The sequence below is a fragment of the Sulfitobacter sp. G5_S2_6_S6 genome (assembly GCF_054968505.1).
Map to the genome: position 1 here is coordinate 256,626 of NZ_JBQKUI010000004.1, position 24,820 is coordinate 281,445.

Genomic DNA, 24,820 nt, shown 5'->3' on the forward strand with positions numbered 1-24,820 from the left:
ACAGCCGATGGCGCAATTGGCGAAAGACACGATACAGCCGCTCTATCGCTCGGGCTGATCGCAGATCGCGTCTTCACCGGGTTGGCCACATTGGGTCAGGACAAACGCGCCATACTCGATCGGTGTGCCCGATCCGCCCAGCGCAATGTGGTTCTCGGCGTGGATCACACCAGCAACTTCCGTGGCACCCGTGCCCCCGAAAATACCGCCGTATTCGCCGACCGCGTTGTTAGACTGTGACGCGGTCCCGAAGAAAGAGCCGTCTTCCGCGATGCCAGTGCTGTCCAGCGCGATGTTCTGCGCCTCGAAAGGGGTGGCGGAGTTGGGATCGTAGGTGCCGCCTGTATCAAAGTCGGTTACCTTGCGATCATAGATGATCCCTGCAACCGCCGCGTCGGTGAAGTCGCCGGTCAGAACCACTTTGCCCGTCACTTCGGCGGCCTGACGCGACAGGGGGTCGGGGTCAGTCCCGTCTGCAACCGGTGCCAGATCTTCCCCGGACCCGGCTCCGTTCAGCAACCCGATGTAATTCCCCGCATAGGTCACCAGCCCGCCCTCGGATTGCGTGCCCGGTGCGACCGGCGCTGAATACGAGGTGTTGGAATATCCAGCGCCCGAAAAGACCTGCTCGAATTGCCCGCCCGTCATCACCACAGCGGCGCGGGTGCCATCGATGTCCTTCACATACGCGGTGACGTGGCGGTCCAGCGATCCGTCCTGCGCGGTGTAGGCTTCATATCCGTTGCGGTCCAAGCCGGGGCGGCGGCGATAATTGGCGGTGAACTCGCTATCATCTGCGGTGATACCCGTGATCGACAGCGTCTGGGACGCCGGGTCATAACTAAAGCTCTTGAGGTCGTTCGCCAGTTCTTCGGGAATGGCACTGGCCCCCGTGCTCCCGTCAGTACCCGTGCCCGTATCTGCCTCCGTCTCGCCGTTAAACGGCGTGCCACTGCCACATGCTGCCAAAAATACGCACAGCGCCAGCGCTGATGTCCCGAATTTCATAACTGTCTGCCTCGAAAATTTCTTGTTGATTGCCGCGACAGTCGCCAATCCTGCGCCCTGCTGTCAACGCTCCACCTTGCCTCGCGTGCATTTGCCGCCAAAGTGCTACCCAAAAACAATACCGCATATGGCGGTTCCGGTGGCCTGCTGCCGCAGATATAGTAGACCCCGAATCCACGCCCATATGACAGGACGCCCCCATGCCGATCAGCCCCGACCAACAAGCCGAAATCGACGCTCTGCGGGCAGAGCCGAAACAGACCCTGCGCACCGTCTCCGAAGGGATGGAGGCCCATCTCTACAAGGCCATTCCCGTGCTCGACCACGGCTTTGTGCGCGTCATCGACTATATGGGCGACGATGCGGCGATCTGTCAGGCGGCCCGCGTCAGCTATGGGCGCGGTACGAAATCGGTGCAGAACGACGAAGGGCTGATCCGCTACCTGATGCGCCACTGGCACTCCACCCCCTTCGAGATGTGCGAGATCAAGCTCCACGTCAAACTACCCGTCTTTGTCGCGCGCCAGTGGATCCGCCACCGCACCGCCAACGTCAACGAATACTCCGCCCGCTATTCGATCCTGGACCGTGAATTCTACATCCCCGAGCCGTCCCATGTGAACGCCCAAAGCGTGGTGAACAATCAGGGCCGCGGCGGCGTTCTGGAAGGGGCAGAGGCCGCCCGTGTGCTCGAAATCCTCAAGTCCGACAGCAACCGCGCCTATGACAATTACGAGGCGATGATCGCCGAAACCGGCCCCGACGGAGAACCGCAGGACGGTCTGGCACGAGAGCTGGCGCGGATGAACCTGCCGTCGAACATCTACACGCAATGGTACTGGAAGGTGGACCTGCACAACCTTTTCCACTTCCTGCGTCTGCGTGCCGATGCCCACGCCCAATACGAGATCCGAGTCTATGCCGATGCCATCTGCAACGTCGTCGCCGACTGGGTCCCCGCCGCCTACCGCGCCTTCGAGGATTACCGTCTAGGTGGCGCGACTATGTCCAATACAGCTCTTGAGTGTATCCGCCGGATGGTGAAGGGTGAGGAGGTCACGCAGGAGACCTCTGGCATGAGCAAGGGGGAATGGCGGGAGTTTATTGGAGTGATTGATGGGTGAAGATAGGTAATAAGGCGATCGAATTTTTGGTCGGTATTATTTCTGGAGATTCGCAGGTTTCTGAATATCGTTCAGGCCCGCAATTGGTAAATTTCTTCAACGGTCATGGCGAGATGGATCTGTACGGCGCAGGTTTTCCGTCTCGACATATTTTCGTGCGGGAAAAGCTGACCACAATGAACGGACAGCAACGGCTGAAAGATGTGATTGAGGAAGCATTTAACTCACTAGACGAAAATGAAAAGCACGCCGAAAATATTGCTTTTCAGTTTTCCAAAATTTTAGCTCAAGACGGCTACAAACTGAACAAAGATTACCGGCCTGGCTTCTATAACGGAAACGATCACGTCCCTGGGCCAATCTTCTTTCAGGTCGTGCCAAACAAGTTAGTGTTTGGTAATTCACCAACAAAGTTGCTGCTAACTCATCCGATCCTTGAAGAGAGAGTGACCAAAGCGAGGGCACGAATAGAGTCTAATGATTTCGATGGTGCAATTACGATTTGCTACACTGTTATTGAAGGCTTTCTGAAACTCTCGCTCGAAAAACAAGGTGTGGAATTCAAGGACACTGAAGGTGATATCAAAAAACTCTATAAGGCCTTGGCTATAGCATCAAACATGGACCAATCATCTATGACTGAGGATTCTTTAAGGCCTCTTTTAAATGGCCTCTCTACTTTGGTTACCGGATTTTACGAAATAGCGAATAAATCAGGCGACCGCCACGTTGCTCGGCATAAGCCTGCAAGACGGCATGCGGTACTAGTAGTAAACCTTACCTTTGCATTCTGCGATTTCTTAATAGATTCATTTAGCGAGAGACAGATCCAAAACTGACCCAATGCCCAATCTCCGATTGGGCAGCGCCCGAACCGCCCCCACGGGGCGGGCGCTTCGCTTCCACCCCTCGGTTCGGGCGCGGCGGTCCCGATTGATTACATCCCATAACTCCCCGGCGTATTTCTCGCGAAATCCGCGTTCGACATTTCAATCCTTCCCCCGGAAGGATTGATTGGGACTGCGCCCCAACCATGTCTTACCCCCACACGAAGCCGGCACTTCGCTTCCTACCCCTCGGTTCGGGCGTGGCGGTCCCGATATAGGTCACCGCCTACATCCCCGGCGAAATGCTTGCGCATTCCGCGTTCGGCCCTTTGAACAGTCCACCGGACTGTTCAATCCGGCTTCGCCGGACCGTGCCTCACCCCCACACACGGAGCGGGACAGCGGGTGCAAGGCATCCGCGCCACCGACAGAGCGATGGCTTGCCTTCGCTGAGCAGGCGCTTCGCTTCCACCCCTCGGTTCGGGCGCGGCGGTCCCTGTTTAGGTCACCTCATACATCCCCGGCGAAATGCTTGCGCATTCCGCGTTCGAGACTTTGAACAATCCACTGGACTGTTCAATCCGGCTTTGCCGGACCATGCCTCACACCAGCGAACGCACGCCACCGCACGCCAGTCTAACCAAAAATAAACAAACAATAACAACAGGTTAAGTTACCCATGGGTAACCCGAGCCCCGCTCCGCAGCCCGCGCCTCTGTCGTTACGCCGTACCAGCAACACACCCCTAGGGGGCAAAAAGGCTAGACTTGGCCGCTGACGCGGGGCAAATTAAGGGAAATTGAAAATAACGAGGGATATTATGCGTCTAACAACAGGAATGATGGCCGGATTGGGTCTGATGGGCGCGGTTCTGCTGCCCGCACAGGTCTCGGCAGAGCCCAAGATCTATGCCTACCCGTCCTCGGCCAACTATTGCCCCGCAGGGCTCCAGCCGATCACCATTTCCGGTGTCATCTGCTGCGGCACGCCGAACACCAGCACCAGCTACCAGCAGATGATGGCGCATCCCGCGCCGAAAAAGCACAAGGTTCGGCACTATACGCCGCGTCCCGTCACCTATTCCTGCGTGCCGGGGGAAAAGGGCTGCCGCTAAGCCGCAGCCCCGCGTGCCTTTGCCCGCAAGACGACCAGAAAACCCTGTGTCCCTTGGGCATCGGGCTTTTTTACAGCAGTTCCAGATCCGTCGCCATCTGACGGCCATCACGGCCCTCGGACATCTCGAAGGACACTTTCTGCTCGTCCGCCAGTCCGGTCAGCCCCGACCGTTCCACCGCAGAGATATGGACAAACACATCCGATCCGCCGCCCTCCGGCGCGATGAACCCGTATCCTTTGGTGGTGTTAAACCATTTGACTGTACCCGTTGGCATTTCTCAACGCTCCTCATTAATCGCTGTCACAGCGTCGAAAAATTGCTTTCGCCGCCTTACGCGATAAAAGGTTGTTCACCCGCGCCGGAAATCAAGAAATTTCGCGCTGCCCGATTATCTTAGGACATATGAAACCCCAAAAAAGTGAGGTGAGAATGCTGATCTACGGTCTGAAAAACTGCGATACCTGCCGCAAGGCGATCAAGGCGCTGCCCGACGCGCAGCTGGTCGATGTGCGCAAGGACGGTGTCCCCGCCGACGTGCTGGCCCGCGCCCACGCGCAATTCGGCGCAGCACTGGTCAACACCCGTTCGACCACATGGCGCGGTCTGGACGACGCGGCACGCGGTGCCGATCCACTGGAATTGCTCGCGGCCCATCCCGCCTTGATGAAACGCCCCCTGATCGCGGTGGGGGAGGATCTGTTCCTCGGCTGGAACGACGCGACAGGGGCAAAGGTCAAAGCCGCGCAGTAACCCTCAGCGGCGGCGCGCCAGCAAGACGCGATCCAGTGCAACCGGCCCGCCGCCCTTGACCACCAGCACCACCAGCAGCAGCACCCAAAGCCCGCGCTGGTCCAGAATGGTCCCGTCCGGCAGACGGTCAAACCACTGACCAAGCGCGCTCCATTGCCCGTGGCCGTATAGATCGGTAAGCGATTGCAGCACCACAAAGCCGATCATCCCCAAGGCCGCAAACCGAGTGAACAGCCCCAGCACGATCAACGCGGGCAGCACGAACTCAGCCAGCGTCCCCGCATAGGCCACCAGCCCGTGCCACGCCGACAGCGCGGTCGCGTCATAGCCCGCCGCCTCGAACGCGCGGGGGAAGATCTGGACATAGGCGCCGGTGCTCAGCGTGAACAGACCGTCAAGCTTGGTCAGGCCAGAGGTAAAGAAATACTGCGTCAGCACCGCGGCGAAGAGGAACCGCGCCAATGTGGGCAGCAGCCAGTCTTGCGCGGTGATCCAGCCCGTCGCGCGATCGTAAAGGGTGAGAGTCTTCAGCATCTTATCCGCCGTTCTTTGCGCAAAACGCGCCGGTTGCAAAGCACAGGCCCAAAGCCGCGCCAAGGTCGAAATCGGGGTGCGTGGCCAGCGCGGTGTCATGGGCCTGATCAAGCGTGGCACCCCCAGCCAAGGCGGCAAACCATGCGCCGCCGCCGGGGGGCAACAGATGCGGGGCGGGGTCGAAGTCGGGACGGGTGATCAACACGTCCTGCGCCTGCATCTGCGGCTTGGGCGCATCCGCCTGCATGTTGAACCGCCAGATGTCATACAGCGGCCAGTCAGAGCGGAGCAGCACCGTCGCGGGGGCGGGGGGCAGCTGCGCCTGCATCATCGCGTCGGGCTCAATCTGCTGGAAGGCGGCAAGGTCGAAGGGCGCGCTGTCGGCGGCGTGATAGGACCGGCGGAGTGCCAGGTCGAGACGGGCGCAATCGGGGAGGTAACCCATCTTTGACAAAGGCGGTTGCGCGGCAAGAAACTGCGGAAAATCAGCGCCATAGTGCATCATTAACGGAGAGCTCGGCGGATGCGCACGCACAAAGGCGGGGGCGATCTGGTCGAAGTTCTGCGTGCCCAGAATCTTGACTACCAAGGGAAAGGCGCTGTGCAGCGCGCCAATGAGCGAATGGGTGACGTTGTTGCGGTAAACGTCATAGCGCGTGTCAGCGGGCGCGCCAGCGGCACCGCGAAGCCCTTCGGGACGGTCCTGCGTCGGGTCCAGCAGGGGTGTCCGAAACCGGTGCAGCGTGGTCATCGGGCCAGCACATCCGCCGCACGCTCTGCCTCGGCGCGCAGGGTCGGCCAATCGGGCACGTCATTGTCCCATTCCACCAGCACGGGCTTGGGGCCGGTGCGGTCCAGCGTATAGGCCAGCAGATCCCATACGGGGTCGACCACGGGGCGGCTGTGGCTATCGATCAGCAGCGGTTGGTTGAAACCGACGCTGTCTTCCTCGTGACCGCCGACGTGAAGCTCGCCCACGGCGTCCACCGGATAGGCGTCGATATAGTCGCGCGGGGAGAGGGCGAGGTTTTTCGCTGAAATGAACACATTGTTGACATCCAGCAATAAACCACAGGAGGTCCGGTGGGTTAGCTCGGCCAAAAAGTCAGTTTCAGACAAGGTGGATTCATCAAAGGCGAGGTAGCTGGAGGGGTTTTCCAGCAGCATTTGACGCCCGATCGTGTCTTGAACCTGACTGATGTGATCCGCCACGCGGGACAGGGTGGCTTCGGTATAGGGGAGGGGCAGCAGGTCGTTCAGGAATTCGCTGTCATGGGTGGACCATGCAAGATGTTCAGAGAAACTGGCAGGGTTTGCCCAGTCACAGAGCTTTTTCAAACGGGCGAGGTGATCGCGGTCCAGTGGCATTTCGCCCCCGATGCTCAGCCCGACACCGTGCACAGATAGGGCGAATTTTTCGGACAACGCGCGCAGCTGTGCCAGCGGGCGGCCGCCATCGCCCATGTAATTCTCTGCATGGATTTCAATCCATTCAACTGGACCAGGATCGTCTTGCAGGTCTTTGAAATGCTGGGGTTTATAGCCGACGCCCGGGCGTGCGGGCAATGTGTCGAAACGGGTGGCACCGTCTGGCATAAGAGGCTCCCTATCCGAGGGGTCGTGTAAAGGGGCCTGCGCGGCGGCATGGGGCGTGCCGCGCAGGCGAATGGTTTAGGCCGCTGAGGGCTTAGGCTGGCAGGTCGCGGTCCAGCGCTTCGAGGGAGCCCATACGCTCGGACCCGTCTGCCATTGCGGGCAGTTCCATGTCGGCGCAGGTGCCTGCGTCAACCAGTTTCCAGGCGTTGCCCTGGTAGTCGGTGACGGATGTGCCAGCGCATGTGGTGCCCGGGCCTGCGGCGCAGTCATTCTGACCGGCAAGCGCCACGCCGTAGCATTTTTCTTTCGACGCGGCGTTTGCTGCGGTCGAATGTGCGGACAGGGCAGCGGCAACTGCGCCTGCAACGACGAGTGTTTTCATTGTGTTGGACATTGGTGTTTCCTCCTGAGGTTGGTTGCTTGTCGATAAGGACATTAAGCCGCGTGGGGTGCGACAAAGCTACTCACATCGGAGTGTGTCACGGAGGCGTCAGAAAATCGCCGGTTTTTTTGTAACAATTCGCGAGATTCCAGCGTTGGGAGGCGCAATTTTGAAACATAGTGACATGTTCGGGGCGCAAGTTCGTTGCGCCCCGAGGGGTTTGTTACAGTTTTCAGCCGCGTAAATCGGGCGGTGTGGCTTCGATGCCCAAGGCGTTCGCCACATCCGACAGCGCCTGAACCGAGGTCTGCTTTTCCCCCAGACGGCGGACGGACACGGTTTTCTCTTCGACTTCGCGCGCGCCGACTGCAAGGATCACCGGCACTTTGCCGACCGAATGTTCACGGACCTTGTAGTTGATCTTTTCGTTGCGGATGTCGGCCTCGGCGCGGACGCCTTGCGCCTTGAGGGTGGCGACGACCTCGTGCACGTAGTCATCCGCCTCGGAGGTGATGGAGGCGACGACGACCTGACGCGGGGCGAGCCAGAAGGGCAGCTTGCCCGCGTGTTCTTCGATCAGGATGCCGATAAAGCGTTCGAACGACCCCAAGGTGGCGCGGTGCAGCATGACGGGGCGGTGTTTCGCGCCGTCCGATCCGATATAGGTCGCGTCCAGCCGTTCGGGCAGCACGAAGTCCACCTGATGGGTGCCGCATTGCCAGTCGCGGCCGATGGCGTCGGTCAGCACGAATTCCAGTTTCGGGCCGTAGAACGCGCCTTCGCCGGGGTTGAGCGTGGGTTCGATGCCTGCCTTGCGGGTGGCCGAGAGCAACGCCGCCTCGGCCTTGTCCCAGACCTCGTCCGAGCCTGAGCGTTTTTCGGGGCGGTCCGAGAATTTGACGCTGAAGTTTTCGAAGCCGAGGTCTTTGTAGATGCCCGACAGGAATTCGATGAACTTGGCGGTTTCGGCTTCGATCTGGTCTTCGGCGCAGAAAATATGGCCGTCGTCCTGTGTAAAGCCGCGCACGCGCATGATCCCGTGCAGCGCGCCCGAGGGTTCATAGCGGTTGCATGATCCGAATTCGGCCATGCGCAGGGGCAGGTCGCGGTAGGATTTCAAACCCTGGTTAAAGATCTGCACGTGGCAGGGGCAGTTCATCGGTTTCAACGCGTTGACCGATTTCTCGCGGGCGTGTTCCTCGTCCACTTCGACGATGAACATGTGGTCTTGGTATTTCTCCCAGTGGCCGGAGGCTTCCCAGAGTTTACGGTCCACGACCTGCGGTGTGTTCACCTCGACATAGCCGCCGGCGCGTTGCTTGCGGCGCATGTAGTCTTGCAGCTGGGTGTAGATCAGCCAGCCGTTGGCGTGCCAGAAGACCTGACCGGGGGCCTCTTCCTGCATGTGATAAAGGTCCATCTCGCGGCCCAGCTTGCGGTGGTCGCGTTTGGCGGCCTCTTCCAGCATGTTCAGGTGGGCTTTCAGCTTTTCCTTGCCGGTGAAGGCCACGCCGTAGATGCGTTGCAGCATCGCGCGGTCGCTGTCGCCGCGCCAGTAGGCCCCCGCGATGGACATCAGTTTGAACGCGTCGCCGGGGACTTGGCCGGTGTGTTGCAGGTGCGGCCCACGGCAGAGGTCTTGCCAGTCGCCGTGCCAATACATGCGCAGCGGTTCGTCGCCGGGGATGCTGTTGATCAGCTCGACCTTATAGGGTTCGCCGTTGTCCTCGTAATGCTTGATCGCGCGCTCGCGGTCCCAGACCTCGGTCCGGACGGGGTCACGCTTGTTGATGATTTCCTTCATCTTCTTTTCGATCAGGCCAAGGTCTTCGGGGGTGAAGGATTCCTTACGGTCAAAGTCATAGTACCAGCCGTCCTTGATGACGGGGCCGATGGTGACTTTTGTGTCTGGCCAAAGCTCTTGCACGGCGCGGGCCATGATGTGGGCGAGGTCGTGGCGCACCAGCTCGTTCGCTTGCGCCTCGTCGGCCATTGTGTGGATCGCGATGCTGGCGTCCGCGTTGATCGGCCATGCCAGATCGTAATGGGCGCCGTCCACTGTGGCGCTGATCGCTTTCTTGCCAAGTGATTTGGAGATGTCGTTCGCCACGTCGCCCGCAGTGATACCTGCGTCGTACTGACGTGCGTTGCCATCGGGAAGGGTGAGGGTGATCTGGGCCATCTGGGCCTCCTCGTCGGTTTGGCGCCTACGAGACGCCCGGTTGCGGGTTATATGCGTCCGGCCTGTTTGGCGTCGGTGGTCTGGCTTGTCAATATCACGGTGGGGCGCGCGGGCGCGGCGTGTGAAATGGGGCGCTGTCCTTTCCTTGGGGGCGCGGTGCCATAGATAACATCAGATTAACGGGTAGCGACGGGACGCGAAGACATGCAGGATGATGTGGCGCAGCGGGCGTTTGAGACGCTTTCAGGGGCAGAGGGTGACGCGCAGGACCTGTCGTCCCATGCGCAAGAGGCCGAGGCCCCGAACGCCCTGCGCCATATCGCCAGCCTGACCATGACCAAAGTGGCTGACGGGCTGATTGACCCCAAGCTCATGTTGTCGTGGCTGCTGACGGCGCTTGGCGCGCCTGCGGTCTATGCCGGGGCGCTGGTGCCGATCCGCGAGGCGGGGGCGCTGTTGCCGCAGATCGTCATGGCGGGCTGGGTGCAGGCGATGGCGCGGCGCAAATGGGCGTGGGTCGCGGGATCTGCGGGGCAGGGCATCTTCGCGGCGCTGATCGTGGGGGCCGCGCTGCTGCTGGACGGATCAGCGGCGGGGCTGGCGATTTGCGCGGCGCTGGCGGGGCTGGCGGTCAGCCGTGCGGCCTGTTCGGTGTCGTATAAGGATATCCTTGGCAAGACCGTGGGCAAGTCGCGGCGCGGGTCGATCACGGGCACGGCGGGGTCTGTCGCCTCTGCCGGGGTGCTGGTGCTGGCGCTCTTGCTGATGTCGGGGTTGGTGCAGGATCGCGGCGTGGTGATCGCGGCGATCGCGCTGGCGGCGGCACTTTGGGGCGGCGCGGCGCTGTTGTTTTCCACGCTGGACGAGGCCAAAAGCGAGGGCGGCAAGGCGACGCCGGCCAGTTTCTCTATCCTGAAGGAGGATGCGAACCTGCGGCGGTTCATTCTGGTGCGAGGGCTGCTGGTCGCCACATCGCTTGCGCCGCCGTATTTTGTGGTGCTGGCGGGGGGCGAGGATCAATCCGCCCTTGGCCAGCTTGGCGCGCTGGTGCTCGCCTCGGCCTTGGCGTCGCTGTTAAGCTCCTACGTTTGGGGTCGGCTGTCGGATCAATCGAGCCGCCGTGTGCTGATGTTGACCGGCATTGTCGGGGCCTTGGCGATGGGGGGTGCGGTGGCGCTGGCGCTGCTTGGGATGGCGACGCAGATCTGGGCCATGCCGCTGGTGCTGTTCATTCTGATGATCGCCTATCACGGGGTGCGGCAGGGGCGGTCTACCTATCTGGTGGATATGTCGCCCAAGGACCAGCGGTCGGCCTATGCCGCCGTGTCCAACACGGTGATTGGCGGGCTGCTGTTGGTCGCGGGCGTGGCGGGGGGCGGTGCCGCGCTGATCGGGCCGGTGGCAACGCTGGTTCTATTCGCAGTCATGTCCGCAGGGGCCGCGATTGCGGCGCTTGGGCTGCGCGAAGTCGAAGCGGCGGATTGATCGTCGGGGCGGCGGGGCGTATGACTGGGGCGCGCATTTGATCCAAAGGGGTTCGCCCATGTCCAAACACAACCGCAACTTCGAGCTGACGATCAGCGATATCGACCTGATCGAGGCAGCGCTACATGTGACCAAACGCGATCTGTCGATGGATGCGCTGAATGACACCGCATCGATGCTGCCCGCCGATGCCGCCAAAGACAGCCTGCGCCGGATCGACGATCTGCTGGGCCGTCTGCACAACCAGAAAATCTTTTATCGCCCCGCCAAGGGCACCTATCTGGGGGGCTGAGGATGACGGCACCGATGTATCTGGAAACGCCTCAAGGGCGGCGGCTGGCCTATCACAAGACCGAAGGCACAGGCCCCTGCGTGGTGTTTCTGGGCGGTCTGAAATCCGACATGATGGGCACCAAGGCGGTGTTCCTTGAGGACTGGGCCAAACGCGAGGGGCGGGCGTTCTTGCGGTTCGATTATTCGGGTCACGGGGAATCTTCTGGCGCGTTCACGGAGGGCTGCATTGGCGATTGGGCCGAAGACACATTGGCTGCGGTAGAAGCATTGACCGAGGGCCCGATCCTGCCGGTGGGGTCGTCTATGGGCGGCTGGCAATCGCTGCTGCTGGTGCGCGCGCTGCCCGCGCGGATCGCGGGGCTGGTTACCATCGCCGCGGCCCCTGACTTTACCGAAGACGGCTATTGGGCCAGCTTCACCGAGGCGCAGAAAAAGACTTTGGCCGAGACGGGTCAGGTCGAACTGCCGTCCGATTATATGGAGCCTTACATTATCACGCGCCGGATGATCGAGGACGGGCGCAAGCAGCTGGTGCTGCGCGATCCGCTGCATCTGCCGTTCCCGACGCGCTTTCTGCAAGGCACCGCAGATACCGCCGTCAGCGTTGCCACAGCCGTGCGTCTGCTGGAACATGCGCAGGGGCCGGACATGCAGTTGCAACTGGTCAAGGATGCGGACCACCGCTTTTCCGACGACCGCTGCCTGAAACTGCTGATCCAAGCGGTGGAAGAGGTCTCTGCCACGACCTGAGGATAAAGGGGCTTTGCCATGCGTAAACCGGCCAGCATGTGGAGCCTTGAAACCTTTGGGCGGGTCCGGCTGTCGCGGCATTTCTTTATGCGCGATTTCATGTACTCAGAGATTTCTGGGTTTCACGGGCAGCCAAATATCCCCGACAATCCTGATCTTGCCATCGAAAACGGACGGGCCTTCTGCACGACCTTGCTGGACCCGCTAGAGGAAACCTTTGGCCGCATCGCCGTGCGGTCGGGGTATCGGTCGGCGGCGCTGAATGCCTATGGCAACCGGCACAAGCTGAATTGCGCGGCCAATGACAACCCGATCGAATGTCACATCTGGGACCGTGGCGCAGAGGCGCAGGCGATTGCCGGGGCGAGCATCGTGATCCCGTGGTTTGCCGACCAGTATGATCAGGGGCGCGACTGGCGTGATCTGGCGTGGTGGGTGCATGACCATCTGCCCTATTCCGAGATGTGGTTCTTTCCCAAGCTCGCCGCCTTCAACCTGACGTGGAGACCGCAGCCGCTGCGCAGCATCTCCAGCTATATCGCGCCGCGCGGGATGCTGTTGCGCGGCGGGAAGTCGCCGTCGGAGCCCTTGGCGCAGCGCCGTGCGCGCTATGGCGATTTTCCGCCCTTGCGTGGCATCGCCTATCCGTGATGAGGTGCGGCGCAGCAGCAGTGTCCCGAAGTGACGCGAATTTATGACTAGTGACAGGGACATACATGGCTGACCCTCTTGTTCTTCTGCCGGGCCTCATGTCTGACGCGCGGGTATTCTGGCCGCAGATCGCCGAGCTGTCGGCGAAAACCGCTGTGACTGTCGCCCCGATTACCCAAGGCGAGCGGATCGAGGAAATCGCCTCTGGTCTGCTGGACCAGTTGCCCAAGCGTTTCGCGCTGGCAGGCTTGGGGTTGGGCGGTGCTGTCGCGCTCGAGATTTTGCGCCGTGCGCCGGATCGGTTGACGCGGTTGGCGTTGATCGATGCCAGCCCGCTGGCCGAAACGCCGCAGAGTGCTGCCGCGCGCGAGATGTTGATCGTCAAGGTCAAGTCGGGGCGGCTGGCCGATGCCATGCGCGAAGAGCTGAACCCCGTCTGGCTCGCCCCCGGTCCGGACCGCGCGGCGATTTTGGAGATTGCGCTGGATATGGCCGACACGCTGGGGCCGGAAGTCTATGTGCGCCAAGCCCGCGCCTTGCAACGGGCCCGCGACCAGCAGGCGGTATTGCGCAAGTGCAAGGTGCCGACGCTGGTGATGTGTGGCGAGGTGGGCAGGCTCAACCCCGTGAAGCGCCATAGTTTCATGGCCGAACTGCTGCCCTATGCGATTTTGCGCGTGATCGAGGGGGCAGGGCATCTGCCCACGCTTGAACAGCCCGAAGCCACGACTGCCGCGATCAAGGAATGGTTGAAGATGCCCCTGACCCCTGCGTGATCGGGGCGGGGCAAGTGCGGGTTAGCGCAGCGCCTCGGTGATTGCCTTGCGCTGGTCACGCGGAACGATATGCACGGGGCGTTTGGGCGTTGCGGTGTCCGGATCGATAAAGGGGTTCACCTTCCAGCGGCCTGTCACCTTGGCCCCGGCCGCCCGCGACAGCGCCCCCCAGATCAACCGTGGCAGCCCTTCGTTCCGCAGCTTGCCCGAGGGCGTCGGGATATAGCCGGTGCCGACGATCGGCCCAAGCGGGGCAGGGTCGGACAGGGTGCGGGTCATGATGCTGGCAAAGGCGAGCTTGGGCTTGCGCAGCGTGTTGAACATCGGCGTGCCACAGCAAGAGGCATACCAGCGCAGCAGATTTGTCTCTCCGAAGGAAAACACCGACAATTTGTCGAAACCCTGATCGAAGTGGAATCTGTCGGGGGTGGTCTGGAACAGCTGGATCGCCCGTGGCGCGGGGTCGGGCTGGTCGAGGTAGACCTCGGCCGCGCGGCAATCGATGCAGTGGCATTGGGCATGGCTGCCGCGCGCGGGTGTCACGCCGCGCAGGGCCCCTTTGACCGTGCCGCAGGCACAGGCAAAGGGCAGGTCACGCGGCGCGGCGGGCATTATGCCGTCGACTTCTGTGCGGGGATCGAGGTTTTACCCGCGCTGGCCGGGGCCGCAGGGGCCTTGGGGGCTGTCGCCTTGGCCGTGCGCTGGTTGTCGTCGATGAACTTCAGCACCAGCGGGCGGATATTCTCGCGCCAGCTTTTGCCTGCAAAGATCCCGTAGTGCCCTGCGCCGTCTTCGAGGTGGCTTGCCTTTTTGTCGTCGGGCAGGCCGGTGCAGAGGTTCAGCGCCGCGATACATTGGCCGGGGGCCGAGATATCGTCCTTGGTGCCCTCGACCGTTTTGACGGCGACATCGGTGATCTTGCCGATGTCCACGGGCTGACCCTTGATTGAGAAGCTGTTGGTGCCGATCTCGTTATCCTTGAAGATCCGCTGCACGGTGGAGAGGTAGAATTCAGCGGGCATGTCCATCACGGCGAGGTATTCGTCGTAGAACTTGTTGTGTTTGTCGTGGTCGCCGGCCAGCCCCTGTGCGACACGCATGATCTGGTCGCGGAAGGCCTTGGCATGGGTTTCGGCGTTCATCGTGATAAAGGAATTCAGCTGCAGCAGACCGGGATAGACCTTGCGGCCCACGCCCTGGTGCTGGAAGCCGACCTGCTGGATCATCATCTCTTGCAGCTGGTTCATGTTCACGCGGTGACCGAAATCCGTCACCTCTGTCGGGCTGGCCGCGGTGTCGATGGGGCCGCCGATCAATGTGAGCGAGCTTGGCTGCGCCTTGGGGTCCTGTTCCGCCAGATAGGCGGTCGCGGCGAGGGTCAGCGGGGCGGGTTGGCATACGGCGATGACATGCACGTCAGGGCCCAGATGGCGCATATAGTCAACAAGCCGCAGGGTATAATCCTCTACGTCGAACTTGCCGGCGCTGACGGGGATGTCGCGGGCATTGTGCCAGTCGGTGATATAAAGGTCCGCGTCAGGGATCAGGCTGATGACGGTCGACCGCAGCAGCGTCGCATAGTGGCCCGACATGGGCGCGACCAGCAGGATCTTGCGCTTGGGCGCATCGCGGCCCTGTACGACGAAATGCACCAGATCGCCAAAGGCACCTTCCAGCTCTTTCTCGATCAGGACGGGATGGTCCGCACCATCAACGCCCACGGCGGGGGGGATATCCCAATCAGGTTTGACCACCATGCGCGAAAAGCTGCGTTCGGTCACTTCGCCCCATGCGGCCATCCAGTTCAACGCAGGGTTCGGGATGGCGGCAAAAGCGGGATACGATGCCATCGCCAACGCCGTGGCACCCAGCCACTGGTTGGTGTTTCTCATCGTTTCCATTAAATCGTAAGATGCCATATACTTCATGTAAGGGGTCTCCTGTTGGGGGCCTTGTGCCCGGCATCTTGTCAGACCCTCCCCCAAAGGTCGGCGCGATGCTGCAGGTGCAAACATAGGGAGGAACGGTTAGCATGACAATAAAAACAACCAAGACCGACGCAGAGAGCTCCAAGGCACAGGAACGTATGGAGGAAAACCTGCGAAAGGTCGAAGCGCTTGGCGCGCGGCTGTCGCAGATCATGGTCGGGCGGGACACGCATCAGGCGAGTTTGGACGGCCCGAATCAAGAGCTGTTTGCAAAGGCCGCCGCGTCCTATTGGACCGAAGCCGTACAGAACCCCGCCAAGATGATCGAACAGCAGGTATCCTACTGGAGCAAATCCGTCGGCCACTTTATGGAGGCGCAGCAGGCGCTGGCCAAAGGCAAGCTGGCCGCGCCGGAAGATACCTCGCCCGAGGATCGCCGCTTTGCCAACCCGCTGTGGAAATCGCACCCCTATTTCAACTTTGTCAAACAGCAGTACCAGATCAACGCAGAGGCCCTGGGCCAAGCCGTTGATCATGTGGCCGATCTGGCCCCGCATGAAAAGAAACGGCTGCAATATTTTAGCCGCCAGATCATCGACATGATGAGCCCGACCAATTTTTTGGCCACCAACCCCGATGCGCTGGAACGCGCTGTGGCGACCGAGGGCGAAAGCCTGATCCGCGGGCTGGAGAACCTGATTGCCGATCTGGAGGCGAATAACGGCGAGCTGATCGTGCGGCTGGCCGATGAAAGCGCGTTTGAACTGGGCCGCAACATCGCCACATCCCCCGGCAAGGTCGTCTATCGCAACAATCTGTTCGAGCTGATCCAATACAGCCCCAGCACCGAAAAGGTCGATGCCACGCCGATCGTGATCTTCCCGCCCTGGATCAATAAATTCTATATCCTTGATCTCAAGGCCCAGAACAGTCTGGTGAAATGGATCGTGGATCAGGGCTATACGCTGTTTATGGTGTCATGGGTCAATCCGGACCAAAGCCATCGTGACATCGGCATGGGCGACTATATCGAGGACGGGTTCCTGACCGCGATCCGCGAGGTCAAGGAGATCACGGCGCAGGAACAGGTGCACGCCGTAGGCTATTGCATCGCGGGGACCACGCTGTCGCTGACGCTGTCCTTGATGAAGCAGCGCGGCGATACATCCGTCAAATCCGCGACCTTCTTTACCGCGCTCACCGATTTCTCCGATCAGGGGGAGTTCCAGCCCTTCCTGACCGATGACTTTATCGACGGGATCGAGGCAGAGACCAAGGACAAAGGGATCCTGCCTTCGGTCATCATGGCGCGGACGTTCTCTTTCTTGCGGTCGAATGATCTGGTCTATGGGCCCGCGATCAAAAGCTACATGCTGGGCGACACGCCTCCGGCCTTTGATCTGCTGTATTGGAACGGCGACGGGGCGAACCTGCCGCAGCGCATGGCGATGGAGTATCTGCGTGGGCTTTGCCAGCAGAACAAGCTGGTCGAGGGCGGCTTTGAGCTGTTGGGTCATCGTCTGAAGCTGGAGGATATCGATGTGCCGCTCATCGCCATCGGCTGCGAGACCGACCACATCGCGCCGTGGAAAGACAGCTATCGCGGCGTGCGCATGATGGGCAGCGCGGACAAGACCTTTGTGATGACCCAATCGGGCCATATCGCGGGGATCGTGAACCCGCCGAGCAAAGGCAAATACGGCCACTACACAAACGACAACCTGTCGCTGGATCACGAGGACTGGCTGGAGGGGGCAAAGTTCCACGAAGGGTCGTGGTGGCCCCGCTGGGGCGCGTGGCTCGAGAATCGCTCTGACGGGAAAGTCGATGCCCGTATTCCGGGTGAAAAGGGCCGTGATACCCTGGGCGAAGCCCCGGGTACCTATGTGGTGCGCAAGGCAAGAGGCTGATCTGATTAGTCAATTTTTTATGGGGCGGCGGGCTGAAATGGCCTGATGCTGCATTGCAGAAAAAACTTGCAATGCCGCACCGCAGCATCTATCTATGGGGTAGTCATAACGTAGCGGTAGACGCCGCTTGACCCCAGAAGGAGAGTTTACCATGACGAAGACACCAGATTTCGCCGCGATGATGAAAGACATGATGGGTGCATTCCCAGTTGACACATCCGCAATGAACGACGCGTTCAAAACAACTGCGACACTGAACGAAAAGCTGTCCGGCGTTGCGCTGAACGCTGCCGAGAAATCCGCCGAGATTTCCAGCAAATGGACAAAAGACACTCTGGCAAAAATGTCCGAGATGTCGAAAGCCAAGCAAGAGCCAGCAGATTACGCCAAAGCAATGACCGAGTTCACCTCGGCCTCTGCTGAAGTCGCGTCCGAGCATATGGCCGCTTTCGCTGAAATCGCGAAGAAGGTCCAGATGGACACAGTCGAGCTGATGATGGCTGCGGGCAAAGACATGTCCGAAGAAGCAACAGCTGCTGTGAAAAAAGCGACATCCGACGCGACAGCCGCCACAAAGAAAGCCGCTGCGAAGTAATCGAACCGGCCTTTGGTTCAGGTAAAGATTGATCAGGGCAGACTTTGCGGTCTGCCCTTTTTTGTGGCACCTATCTTTTTCATTTAAGCTGCCCTAAGCTGCAATGCAGCATGCTATTTGGGAAGGATCTACCGTGACCGAAACAGTCAAGCCCCTGCTTATCAAACGATATGCCAGCCGCCGCCTGTATAATACCGAAACCAGTGACTATGTGACGCTGGATGATATCTCGGGGTTTATCCGCGACGGGCGCGAGGTGCAGATTGTGGACCTGAAATCAGGCGACGATCTGACCCGCCAATATCTGCTGCAAATCATCGCCGAACACGAAAGCCGCGGTGAATCCGTGCTGCCCGTGGATGTGCTGAACGATCTTGTGCGCAGCTATATGTCCCCCGATGCGAGCGTTGTGCCGCAGTTCCTCAAGACATCGTTTGACATGCTGCGCGACGGTCAGGCGCGGGTGCTTGAGAACATGAACACGATCAACCCGATGGCGAAGATGCCCGGTTTCGAGGTCATGCAGGCCCAGCAAGAGGCGTTCATGAAGGCGATGACCGGCAATATGCCGACGCCTTGGAACGGCATGGGCAAGACCGACCAGCGCCCCGCCAGCGCCAAGGGCGATGACGCCGAAAGTCTGGATGCGATCAAACAGCAACTGGCCGAGCTGCAGGAAAAACTCTCCAAGCTGAAGTGACGGCGCTCGGCCCTCGTTTGAATGGTTAAAGCCCACCCGCTGACGGGTGGGCTTTGGTGTGTCTGCCGGATGCCTCCGGCGGGAGTTTATCTGGCAAAATGAAGCCTCAGGCCGCGGCGGATTTCGTCACCGTCGCCAGCGCCCCGAGCAGCACATTCACAATCGCGTCGAGCTCGGCTGGTTGCAGTTGCACGGGCAGGCGCACGTCGCAGGCGGTCATCAACATGGCGCGGGTCCGGGGCAGGTCGGGCAGGTCCTTGATGAACTGCCAGTTCCAGAAGGCGCGCGCGTTGTCGGTGCTTTGGCCGAAGACCTGAACCTTGACGCCGGCCTTGGCGCTGGCTTCGGCAAAGGCGCGGATGGCGGCATCGTCCAGCCCGACCAGATTGAACTGGATGGAATCCGGCGCGCGGGTTTCGGGGGGCAGCGGGGCGGGGACGTCGATCTGGGGGGCGGCGTTCAGCTTGGCCGCGACGTAGTCGTGGTTGCGCAGCCCGTCGGCCACACGGCGGGGCAGTTCGGCCAGTTGGGCCCGCACCAGAACCGCTGACAGGTTGTTCAAACGCAGGTTATAAAGCGGCAGTTTGTTTTGCCAGCGCGCGCAGGCGTCCGCGATGCCGGGGTGTTTCTTCCAGTTATGTTCATAGGCACCGGACATGATGATCGCACGGGCCACCAGATCGGCATCGTCGGTGATCAGGATGCCGCCTTCGCCCGCGTTTACCATCTTGTAGGACTGGAAGGAAAAGCAGCCGATTTTGCCGATGGTGCCGATCTTGCGGTCGTGCCAGAGGGTGCCGAGCGAATGGGCCGCATCCTCGATCACCGGCACGTTTGCGGCATCGCACAGCTGCATGATCGCATCCATATCCGAGGTATGCCCCCGCATGTGGCTGATGATCACCGCGTCGACACCCGGCAGCTTGGCGGCGAAATCCGCCATATCGATACGGTAGTTTTCCCCGACCTCGCAGAGCACCGGCGTATAATTGGCGTGGATCACGGCAGAGGGCACGGCCGCGAAGGTAAAGCCGGGGATCAGCACCTTGGCGTTCTGCGGCAGGTCCAGCGCCAGCAGTGACAGAAACAACGCGGCAGAGCAGGACGACACCGCCAGCGCATAGCGGCTGCCCATCATCTGCGCAAACTCGGCCTCCAGCAAGGACACCGGCGCATCGGCCGCAGCGGTGTAACGAAACAGATCGCCGCTTTGCAACAGCAGCTCTATCTCGGCGCGGGCTGTGTCGGGAATGGCTTCGGCGCTGTGCATGTCGGGCAGGGTCATATTTCAATATCCTGAATGTTTGTTTTCAGAATGGTAAAACAATGCGCCTATGGGACCAAGCCTTTTCCCCGTTCCGCTTCATGAATGTTTTGTGACTATATCCCCAGGCGGTCGCGCAGGCTGAACCAGCTCATGGCGAGCGCGAGCAGCGGGCTGCGCAGCGCGCCGCCGCCGGGGAAGGTCGGCGTGGGCAGGGCGCTCATCGTATCAAAGCCGTCGCCATCGCCCTGGATCGCACGAGCCATCAGCTGCCCTGCGTGGATCGCGGTGCCGACGCCGTGGCCGGAATAGCCCGAAGCCGACAGGATGTTCGGGGCCACGCGGGCCAGAAAGGGCAGCCGTTTCATGGTGATCGCCAGCGTGCCGCCCCAAGCATAGTCGATCTTGACGTCGCGCAGCGCGGGGAAAACCTGGCCCATGGGCTTGCGCGCCTTGGCGGCGAGGTCGCTGGGGAAGCGGTAGCCATAGCTTTCGCCGCCGCCGAACAGCAGTCGCCCATCATGGCTGAGCCGGAAATAATTCACCACGAATTTGCTATCGGCCACGGCGACATCCCGGGGCAGCACGTCTTTCACGCGGTCGCCCAAGGGTTCGGTGGCGACGATAAAGTTGTTGATCGGCATGACCTTGGCCGCGACCTTGCGGTTCAGCCCGCCCAGATAGCCGTTGCAGGCCAGGATCACATGGTCCGCCGTCACCCGCCCGCCGTCGGTCTGCACAGTGGCGGGGCTGCCTTCGGTGATCTGATGCACGGCGCTGCGTTCATAGATCTCGACCCCTGCCGCCTGCGCCGCCCGTGCCAGCCCGAGGGCGAGGTTGAGCGGATGCAGATGCGCGGCCCCCATATCCAGAATACCGCCGCGATAGGCGGGCGATGCACAGACGTTGCGCAGCGCGTCGCGGTCCAACACCTCTATCAGCTCGTAGCCATAGCGGTCTTGCAAGAAACCGGCATAAGCGTGCAGATGCTCTACGTCACCGGCAGAACTGGCGGTCCAGGCGACGCCGGGCTTGAGGTGGCAATCGATGTCATGGGTCTTGATCAGGCTTTTGACAAGCGCTTTGGCGTCCTCGCCCAGATCCCATAGGCGCGTTGCGGCATCGCGTCCGACCATCTTTTCCAGCGCGTCCTGTTCGACGCGCTGACCGCTCCCCAATTGCCCGCCATTGCGCCCCGAGGCCCCAAAGCCCACGCGCTGCGCCTCGACCAGCACGACGCGGCGACCGGCCTGTGCCAGATGCAGCGCAGCCGACAGGCCGGTATAGCCGCCCCCGACAACGCAGACATCCGCGCGCTGATCGGCCTTGAGCGTGGGGTAGGCATCGGTCGGGGTTGCGGTCGCGGCGTACCAGCTGTCTGGATAGCGCCCCGGCGCATCGTTTGCGTATAGCAGGTTCATTGCAGATCGGCCCCCTTGGCCGCTTCCAAATGGTCTTAAATCCTCGCCGAAGGCTCCCGCGGGTGCGGCGGGCCTAGACGTTCATCAACAGGTGCTCGCGTTCCCAGGGGGAAATCACATGCAGGAACTCTTCGTATTCCGCGCGTTTGACGATGGCGTAGACGCGGGCGAACTCGGGGCCCAACACCTCGTGCAGGGTCGTGGCCTCTTCAAACAGATCCAGCGCGGATCCCAGCACCTGCGGGATATCCCCGTCGCCGTCATAGGCGTCGCCCTTGAATTCGGCTTTGGGCTTTTTCTGTTCCATCAGGCCCAGATAGCCGCAGGCGAGCGAGGCGGCGATGCCGAGGTAGGGGTTGCAGTCCATCCCGGCGAGGCGGTTCTCGACCCGGCGCGACGCGGGGCCGGACAGGGGCACGCGGATGCCCGTGGTGCGGTTGTCGCGGCCCCATTCCAGATTGATCGGCGCGGCATGGTCTTTGACGTAGCGCCGGTAGCTGTTCACATAGGGCGCAATGACGGCCAGCGCGTCGGGCATGTGGTTCTGCATGCCGGCGATAAAGTGGTAAAACGCGTCCGTCTCGCCCCCTTGCGGGCCAGAGAAGATGTTCTTGCCCGTCGTGGCATCCAGCACCGAATGGTGGATATGCATGGCGCTGCCGGGTTCGTTGGCGATGGGTTTCGCCATGAAGGTGGCATAGCAATCGTGGCGCAGGGCGGCTTCGCGGATCAGACGTTTGAAATAGAATACCTCGTCGGCCAGCCGCACGGGGTCACCGTGGATCAGGTTGATCTCGAGCTGGCCCGCGCCGCCTTCCTGGGTGATACCGTCAATCTCGAACCCTTGCGCTTCGGCAAAGTCGTAGATGTCGTCGATCACGGGGCCGAATTCATCGACGGCGGTCATGGAATAGGCCTGACGCGCGGCAGCAGGGCGGCCTGAGCGGCCCATCATCGGTTTGATCTCATGCGCGGGGTCGAGGTTGCGCGCGACCAGAAAGAATTCCATTTCGGGGGCGACAACCGGCTCCCACCCTTGTGCGCGATAAAGATCGACAACGCGTTTGAGCACATTGCGCGGCGAATATTCGACCGGATTGCCGTCGCGGTCAAAGGCGTCGTGGATCACTTGCAATGTCCAGTCGCCGGTCCAGGGGGCGGCGGTCGCGGTCGAGATATCGGGCCGCAGGATCATGTCTTTTTCGATGAACCCGTCGGCACCGGCGGCGTCGCCCCATTCACCGGTGATGGTCTGGTAGAAGATGCTATCGGGCAGGTGGAAATATTCCTGCCGTGCGAATTTTGTGGCGGGCACCGCTTTGCCGCGTGCGATGCCGGGGAGGTCGGGGATGATACATTCAACTTCGTCGAGCCGCTTGCCCTCCAGATATTCGCGTGCTGCGGGGGGAAGCTCTTCAAGCCAGTCGGACATCATAATCTCTCTTTCTTGAGGAAATCTGCAATATGGTCGGCGATTTTTGCATTGTCGGTGGGGGCGTCCAGCAGGGCGGAGGCCGCCTGAAGCTGGTGATCGGGCACCACGCCCTTGCCGCGGGTGCGGATCAGCCCGTCGATAAAGTCTTGGGTGAATTCGGGGTGGGGCTGGATGGTCCAGATGTGATCATCATACAGCAGGGCCGCATTGGCGCAGAAGTCGGAAGCGCCGACCACCTTGGCCCCGTCGGGCAGTTTTGTGACCTGATCCTGATGCCAGGCGTTCAGGGCCAGGGTCTCTCCGTCGATGGTGTATTCGGTGCGGCCCACGGACCAGCCGCCGGCGAATTTCTCGACCTTGCCGCCAAGCGCCTGTGCAATGATCTGGTGGCCAAAGCAGATGCCGACCAGCGGGCGGCCTGCTTCGCGGATGGCGCGGATCAGCTGCTCCAGCGGGGGGATCCAGTCGTGATCCTCGTAGGCACCGTGTTTCGATCCGGTGATCAGCCAGCCGTCCGCATCCACCGCCGAGGCGGGGAAGTCGCCATCGACCACGGACCAGATCTGGAAGTCGAACCCGTGCCCGCCCAGCAATTTGACGAACATGTCGCCATAATCGCCAAGCGCGTCTTTCATATTGTCGGGGGAGTGGCCGGTTTGAAGGATACCGATTTTCATAGGGGGCATCTGATTACACCGTGTCCAGATAGATTTCGACCTGCTCTTGCGGGGTCAGTTCCTGCATATAATGTAGCTCTTGCCGTTTGGTGAGGATAAAGTTGCGCACCATTTCAGGGGCAAAGATACGCTTTACCTCGGCGGAGTTTTCAAAGGCGTCGATCGCGGATTTCCAGTCGCCGGGGATTTGCGGCAGGTCGGCGGCATAGGCGTTGCCGGTGATCGGGGCGGGGGGCTCTGCCCCGTCCTCGATGCCGTTCATCGCAGCACCCAGCACGGCGGCCAGCATCAGATAGGGGTTCACGTCGCCGCCCGACACACGGTGTTCGATCCGCCGCGCCTTGTGGCTGCCGGACGGGATACGGATGGAGGAGGTGCGGTTCTCGTAGGCCCAAGAGATCCCCGTGGGGGCGTGGGCACCGGGCACCATACGGTCAAAGCTGTTGGCGTGGGGCGCAAAGACCAGCGCGCAGCCGGCCATGGCGTTCATACAGCCCGCCACAGCGTGACGCATGATCGCCGTGCCTTGGGGGCCGCCGTCGTCAAAGACGTTGTTACCGTTCTTGTCGAGCACCGAGAAATGCGTGTGCAGGCCCGACCCGGGGTAATCTTCGTAGGGTTTCGCCATAAAGCTTGCGGCAAAGCCGTGGCGGCGGGCGAGGCCCTTGACCAGCATCTTGAACAGCCAGGCATCATCGGCGGCGCGCAGGGCGTCGTCGCAATGCATGAGGTTGATCTCGAACTGGCCCAGACCCGCTTCGGAAATGGCGGTATCGGCGGGGATGTCCATCTCTTCGCAGGCGTCATAAAGATCGGTGAAGAATTCATCGAACTGGTCCAGCGCGCGGATCGACAGGGTTTCGGCGGCCTTGCGGCGTTTGCCCGACCGCGGCGACAGCGGCACCTGCAGTTTGCGGCCCGAATCGTCGATCAGGAAAAACTCAAGCTCGACCGCGCAGACCGGCGTCAGCCCGCGATCCTTGTAGCGTTCGACCACCGCGCGCAGGGCATGGCGCGGGTCGCCGCCATAGGGGCGCCCGTCCTCGTGGAACATCCAGATCGGCAGCAGGGCCGAGGGCGCATCAAGCCAGGGCATTGGCAGAAAGCCGCGTTCGGTCGGGTGCAGGATGCCATCGGCATCGCCGCTTTCAAACACCAGCGGGCTGTCGTCGATGTCTTCGCCCCAGATATCGAGGTTCAGCACCGACATGGGAAAGCGCGTGCCATCCTCTACCACCTTGTCGGCAAAGCGCGTGGGGATGCGCTTGCCGCGGGCCTGACCATTCAGGTCGGCGGCGGCCACACGGATTGTGCGGACCTGAGGATGTTTGCGGAGCCAGTTTTTCATATCACACCTTGCAAGCGGCGGGCATGAACGGCGTTCTTACAACGTGAAAACCGGGGGTAGCGCCCA

General features: G+C 61.2%; 26 protein-coding genes. 12 read left to right on the top strand and 14 right to left on the bottom strand.

Annotation, left to right across the window (positions count from 1 at the left end; all coding sequences use genetic code 11):
- Positions 1-42: 42 nt before the first annotated feature.
- Positions 43-1,008 (bottom strand): thymidylate synthase, encoded by a 966-nt coding sequence (locus tag ACTRWK_RS09530; RefSeq protein ID WP_462843895.1) that lies wholly within the window; start codon positions 1,006-1,008, stop codon positions 43-45.
- A gap of 200 nt (positions 1,009-1,208) precedes the next feature.
- Here ACTRWK_RS09530 and thyX point away from each other — a divergent pair, with 200 nt between their 5' ends.
- From thyX to ACTRWK_RS09545, 3 genes are all read left to right on the top strand, one after another.
- Complete coding sequence (gene thyX, locus ACTRWK_RS09535; RefSeq protein WP_462843896.1) at positions 1,209-2,132, top strand: FAD-dependent thymidylate synthase; 924 nt, start codon at positions 1,209-1,211, stop codon at positions 2,130-2,132.
- On the top strand, positions 2,129-2,971 hold the full coding sequence (locus ACTRWK_RS09540; RefSeq protein ID WP_286759472.1) for an abortive infection family protein: 843 nt from the start codon (positions 2,129-2,131) through the stop codon (positions 2,969-2,971). Before thyX ends, ACTRWK_RS09540 begins: the two co-directional genes overlap by 4 nt.
- Positions 2,972-3,779: 808 nt before the next feature.
- Positions 3,780-4,073, top strand: a complete 294-nt coding sequence (locus ACTRWK_RS09545; protein WP_235183766.1) for a hypothetical protein — start codon at positions 3,780-3,782, stop codon at positions 4,071-4,073.
- A 70-nt stretch (positions 4,074-4,143) separates the two neighbouring features.
- Here the strand turns inward: ACTRWK_RS09545 and ACTRWK_RS09550 are convergent, their stop codons facing one another.
- Positions 4,144-4,350: a cold-shock protein gene (locus ACTRWK_RS09550; RefSeq protein WP_005852411.1), complete on the bottom strand. Its 207-nt coding sequence runs from the start codon at positions 4,348-4,350 to the stop codon at positions 4,144-4,146.
- A 155-nt stretch (positions 4,351-4,505) separates the two neighbouring features.
- Here ACTRWK_RS09550 and ACTRWK_RS09555 point away from each other — a divergent pair, with 155 nt between their 5' ends.
- Positions 4,506-4,826 carry an arsenate reductase family protein gene (locus tag ACTRWK_RS09555; RefSeq protein WP_306285736.1) on the top strand — a complete coding sequence of 107 codons (321 nt, stop codon included), beginning with the start codon at positions 4,506-4,508 and terminating at the stop codon, positions 4,824-4,826.
- A 3-nt stretch (positions 4,827-4,829) separates the two neighbouring features.
- Here the strand turns inward: ACTRWK_RS09555 and ACTRWK_RS09560 are convergent, their stop codons facing one another.
- From ACTRWK_RS09560 to thrS, 5 genes are all read right to left on the bottom strand, one after another.
- The gene (locus ACTRWK_RS09560) at positions 4,830-5,360 is read right to left on the bottom strand and encodes a DoxX family protein (protein ID WP_132996877.1); all 531 of its coding nucleotides are present in this window, start codon (positions 5,358-5,360) and stop codon (positions 4,830-4,832) included.
- Position 5,361: 1 nt separating this feature from the next.
- Positions 5,362-6,111 carry an HvfC/BufC N-terminal domain-containing protein gene (locus tag ACTRWK_RS09565; RefSeq protein WP_289081999.1) on the bottom strand — a complete coding sequence of 250 codons (750 nt, stop codon included), beginning with the start codon at positions 6,109-6,111 and terminating at the stop codon, positions 5,362-5,364.
- Positions 6,108-6,956 (bottom strand): MNIO family bufferin maturase, encoded by an 849-nt coding sequence (gene bufB / locus ACTRWK_RS09570; RefSeq protein WP_289081998.1) that lies wholly within the window; start codon positions 6,954-6,956, stop codon positions 6,108-6,110. Before bufB ends, ACTRWK_RS09565 begins: the two co-directional genes overlap by 4 nt.
- Before the next feature lie 91 nt (positions 6,957-7,047).
- Positions 7,048-7,350, bottom strand: a complete 303-nt coding sequence (locus ACTRWK_RS09575; protein ID WP_289081997.1) for a BufA1 family periplasmic bufferin-type metallophore — start codon at positions 7,348-7,350, stop codon at positions 7,048-7,050.
- A gap of 220 nt (positions 7,351-7,570) precedes the next feature.
- Entirely contained in the window at positions 7,571-9,520 is a 1,950-nt protein-coding gene (thrS, locus tag ACTRWK_RS09580) for a threonine--tRNA ligase (RefSeq protein ID WP_009826554.1), read from the bottom strand.
- Between the two features lie 204 nt (positions 9,521-9,724).
- On the opposite strand from thrS, the gene ACTRWK_RS09585 reads away from it, so the two are divergent.
- From ACTRWK_RS09585 to ACTRWK_RS09605, 5 genes are all read left to right on the top strand, one after another.
- Entirely contained in the window at positions 9,725-11,005 is a 1,281-nt protein-coding gene (locus ACTRWK_RS09585; RefSeq protein WP_289081996.1) for an MFS transporter, read from the top strand.
- A 58-nt stretch (positions 11,006-11,063) separates the two neighbouring features.
- Positions 11,064-11,297, top strand: coding sequence for a hypothetical protein (locus ACTRWK_RS09590; protein WP_005852428.1), 234 nt, complete (start codon positions 11,064-11,066; stop codon positions 11,295-11,297).
- A gap of 2 nt (positions 11,298-11,299) precedes the next feature.
- Positions 11,300-12,049, top strand: coding sequence for an alpha/beta hydrolase (locus tag ACTRWK_RS09595; protein WP_037943829.1), 750 nt, complete (start codon positions 11,300-11,302; stop codon positions 12,047-12,049).
- Between the two features lie 36 nt (positions 12,050-12,085).
- Positions 12,086-12,700, top strand: a complete 615-nt coding sequence (locus ACTRWK_RS09600; protein WP_037944975.1) for a hypothetical protein — start codon at positions 12,086-12,088, stop codon at positions 12,698-12,700.
- A 65-nt stretch (positions 12,701-12,765) separates the two neighbouring features.
- Positions 12,766-13,476, top strand: a complete 711-nt coding sequence (locus ACTRWK_RS09605) for an alpha/beta fold hydrolase (protein ID WP_037943831.1) — start codon at positions 12,766-12,768, stop codon at positions 13,474-13,476.
- Positions 13,477-13,497: 21 nt separating this feature from the next.
- Here the strand turns inward: ACTRWK_RS09605 and ACTRWK_RS09610 are convergent, their stop codons facing one another.
- Entirely contained in the window at positions 13,498-14,088 is a 591-nt protein-coding gene (locus ACTRWK_RS09610) for a DUF6151 family protein (RefSeq protein WP_037943832.1), read from the bottom strand.
- On the bottom strand, positions 14,088-15,404 hold the full coding sequence (gene phaZ / locus ACTRWK_RS09615; RefSeq protein WP_037943833.1) for a polyhydroxyalkanoate depolymerase: 1,317 nt from the start codon (positions 15,402-15,404) through the stop codon (positions 14,088-14,090). Before phaZ ends, ACTRWK_RS09610 begins: the two co-directional genes overlap by 1 nt.
- A gap of 104 nt (positions 15,405-15,508) precedes the next feature.
- Here phaZ and ACTRWK_RS09620 point away from each other — a divergent pair, with 104 nt between their 5' ends.
- The 3 genes from ACTRWK_RS09620 (at position 15,509) to phaR (ending at position 18,609) form a co-directional block, all read left to right on the top strand.
- Positions 15,509-17,314: a PHA/PHB synthase family protein gene (locus tag ACTRWK_RS09620; protein ID WP_005852436.1), complete on the top strand. Its 1,806-nt coding sequence runs from the start codon at positions 15,509-15,511 to the stop codon at positions 17,312-17,314.
- A gap of 151 nt (positions 17,315-17,465) precedes the next feature.
- Positions 17,466-17,909 (top strand): phasin family protein, encoded by a 444-nt coding sequence (locus ACTRWK_RS09625; RefSeq protein WP_005852437.1) that lies wholly within the window; start codon positions 17,466-17,468, stop codon positions 17,907-17,909.
- Positions 17,910-18,042: 133 nt separating this feature from the next.
- Positions 18,043-18,609: a polyhydroxyalkanoate synthesis repressor PhaR gene (gene phaR / locus ACTRWK_RS09630; RefSeq protein ID WP_005852439.1), complete on the top strand. Its 567-nt coding sequence runs from the start codon at positions 18,043-18,045 to the stop codon at positions 18,607-18,609.
- A gap of 106 nt (positions 18,610-18,715) precedes the next feature.
- Here the strand turns inward: phaR and ACTRWK_RS09635 are convergent, their stop codons facing one another.
- The 5 genes from ACTRWK_RS09635 to ACTRWK_RS09655 form a co-directional block, all read right to left on the bottom strand.
- Positions 18,716-19,894, bottom strand: a complete 1,179-nt coding sequence (locus ACTRWK_RS09635; protein WP_289081995.1) for a DegT/DnrJ/EryC1/StrS family aminotransferase — start codon at positions 19,892-19,894, stop codon at positions 18,716-18,718.
- Positions 19,895-19,989: 95 nt separating this feature from the next.
- Positions 19,990-21,294, bottom strand: coding sequence for an NAD(P)/FAD-dependent oxidoreductase (locus tag ACTRWK_RS09640; protein WP_037943837.1), 1,305 nt, complete (start codon positions 21,292-21,294; stop codon positions 19,990-19,992).
- Positions 21,295-21,367: 73 nt separating this feature from the next.
- Complete coding sequence (locus ACTRWK_RS09645) at positions 21,368-22,726, bottom strand: glutamine synthetase family protein (RefSeq protein ID WP_037944976.1); 1,359 nt, start codon at positions 22,724-22,726, stop codon at positions 21,368-21,370.
- Positions 22,726-23,406: a type 1 glutamine amidotransferase gene (locus tag ACTRWK_RS09650; RefSeq protein ID WP_037943838.1), complete on the bottom strand. Its 681-nt coding sequence runs from the start codon at positions 23,404-23,406 to the stop codon at positions 22,726-22,728. Before ACTRWK_RS09650 ends, ACTRWK_RS09645 begins: the two co-directional genes overlap by 1 nt.
- A gap of 13 nt (positions 23,407-23,419) precedes the next feature.
- Positions 23,420-24,754 carry a glutamine synthetase family protein gene (locus ACTRWK_RS09655; RefSeq protein ID WP_005852447.1) on the bottom strand — a complete coding sequence of 445 codons (1,335 nt, stop codon included), beginning with the start codon at positions 24,752-24,754 and terminating at the stop codon, positions 23,420-23,422.
- Between the last annotated feature and the right edge of the window lie 66 nt (positions 24,755-24,820).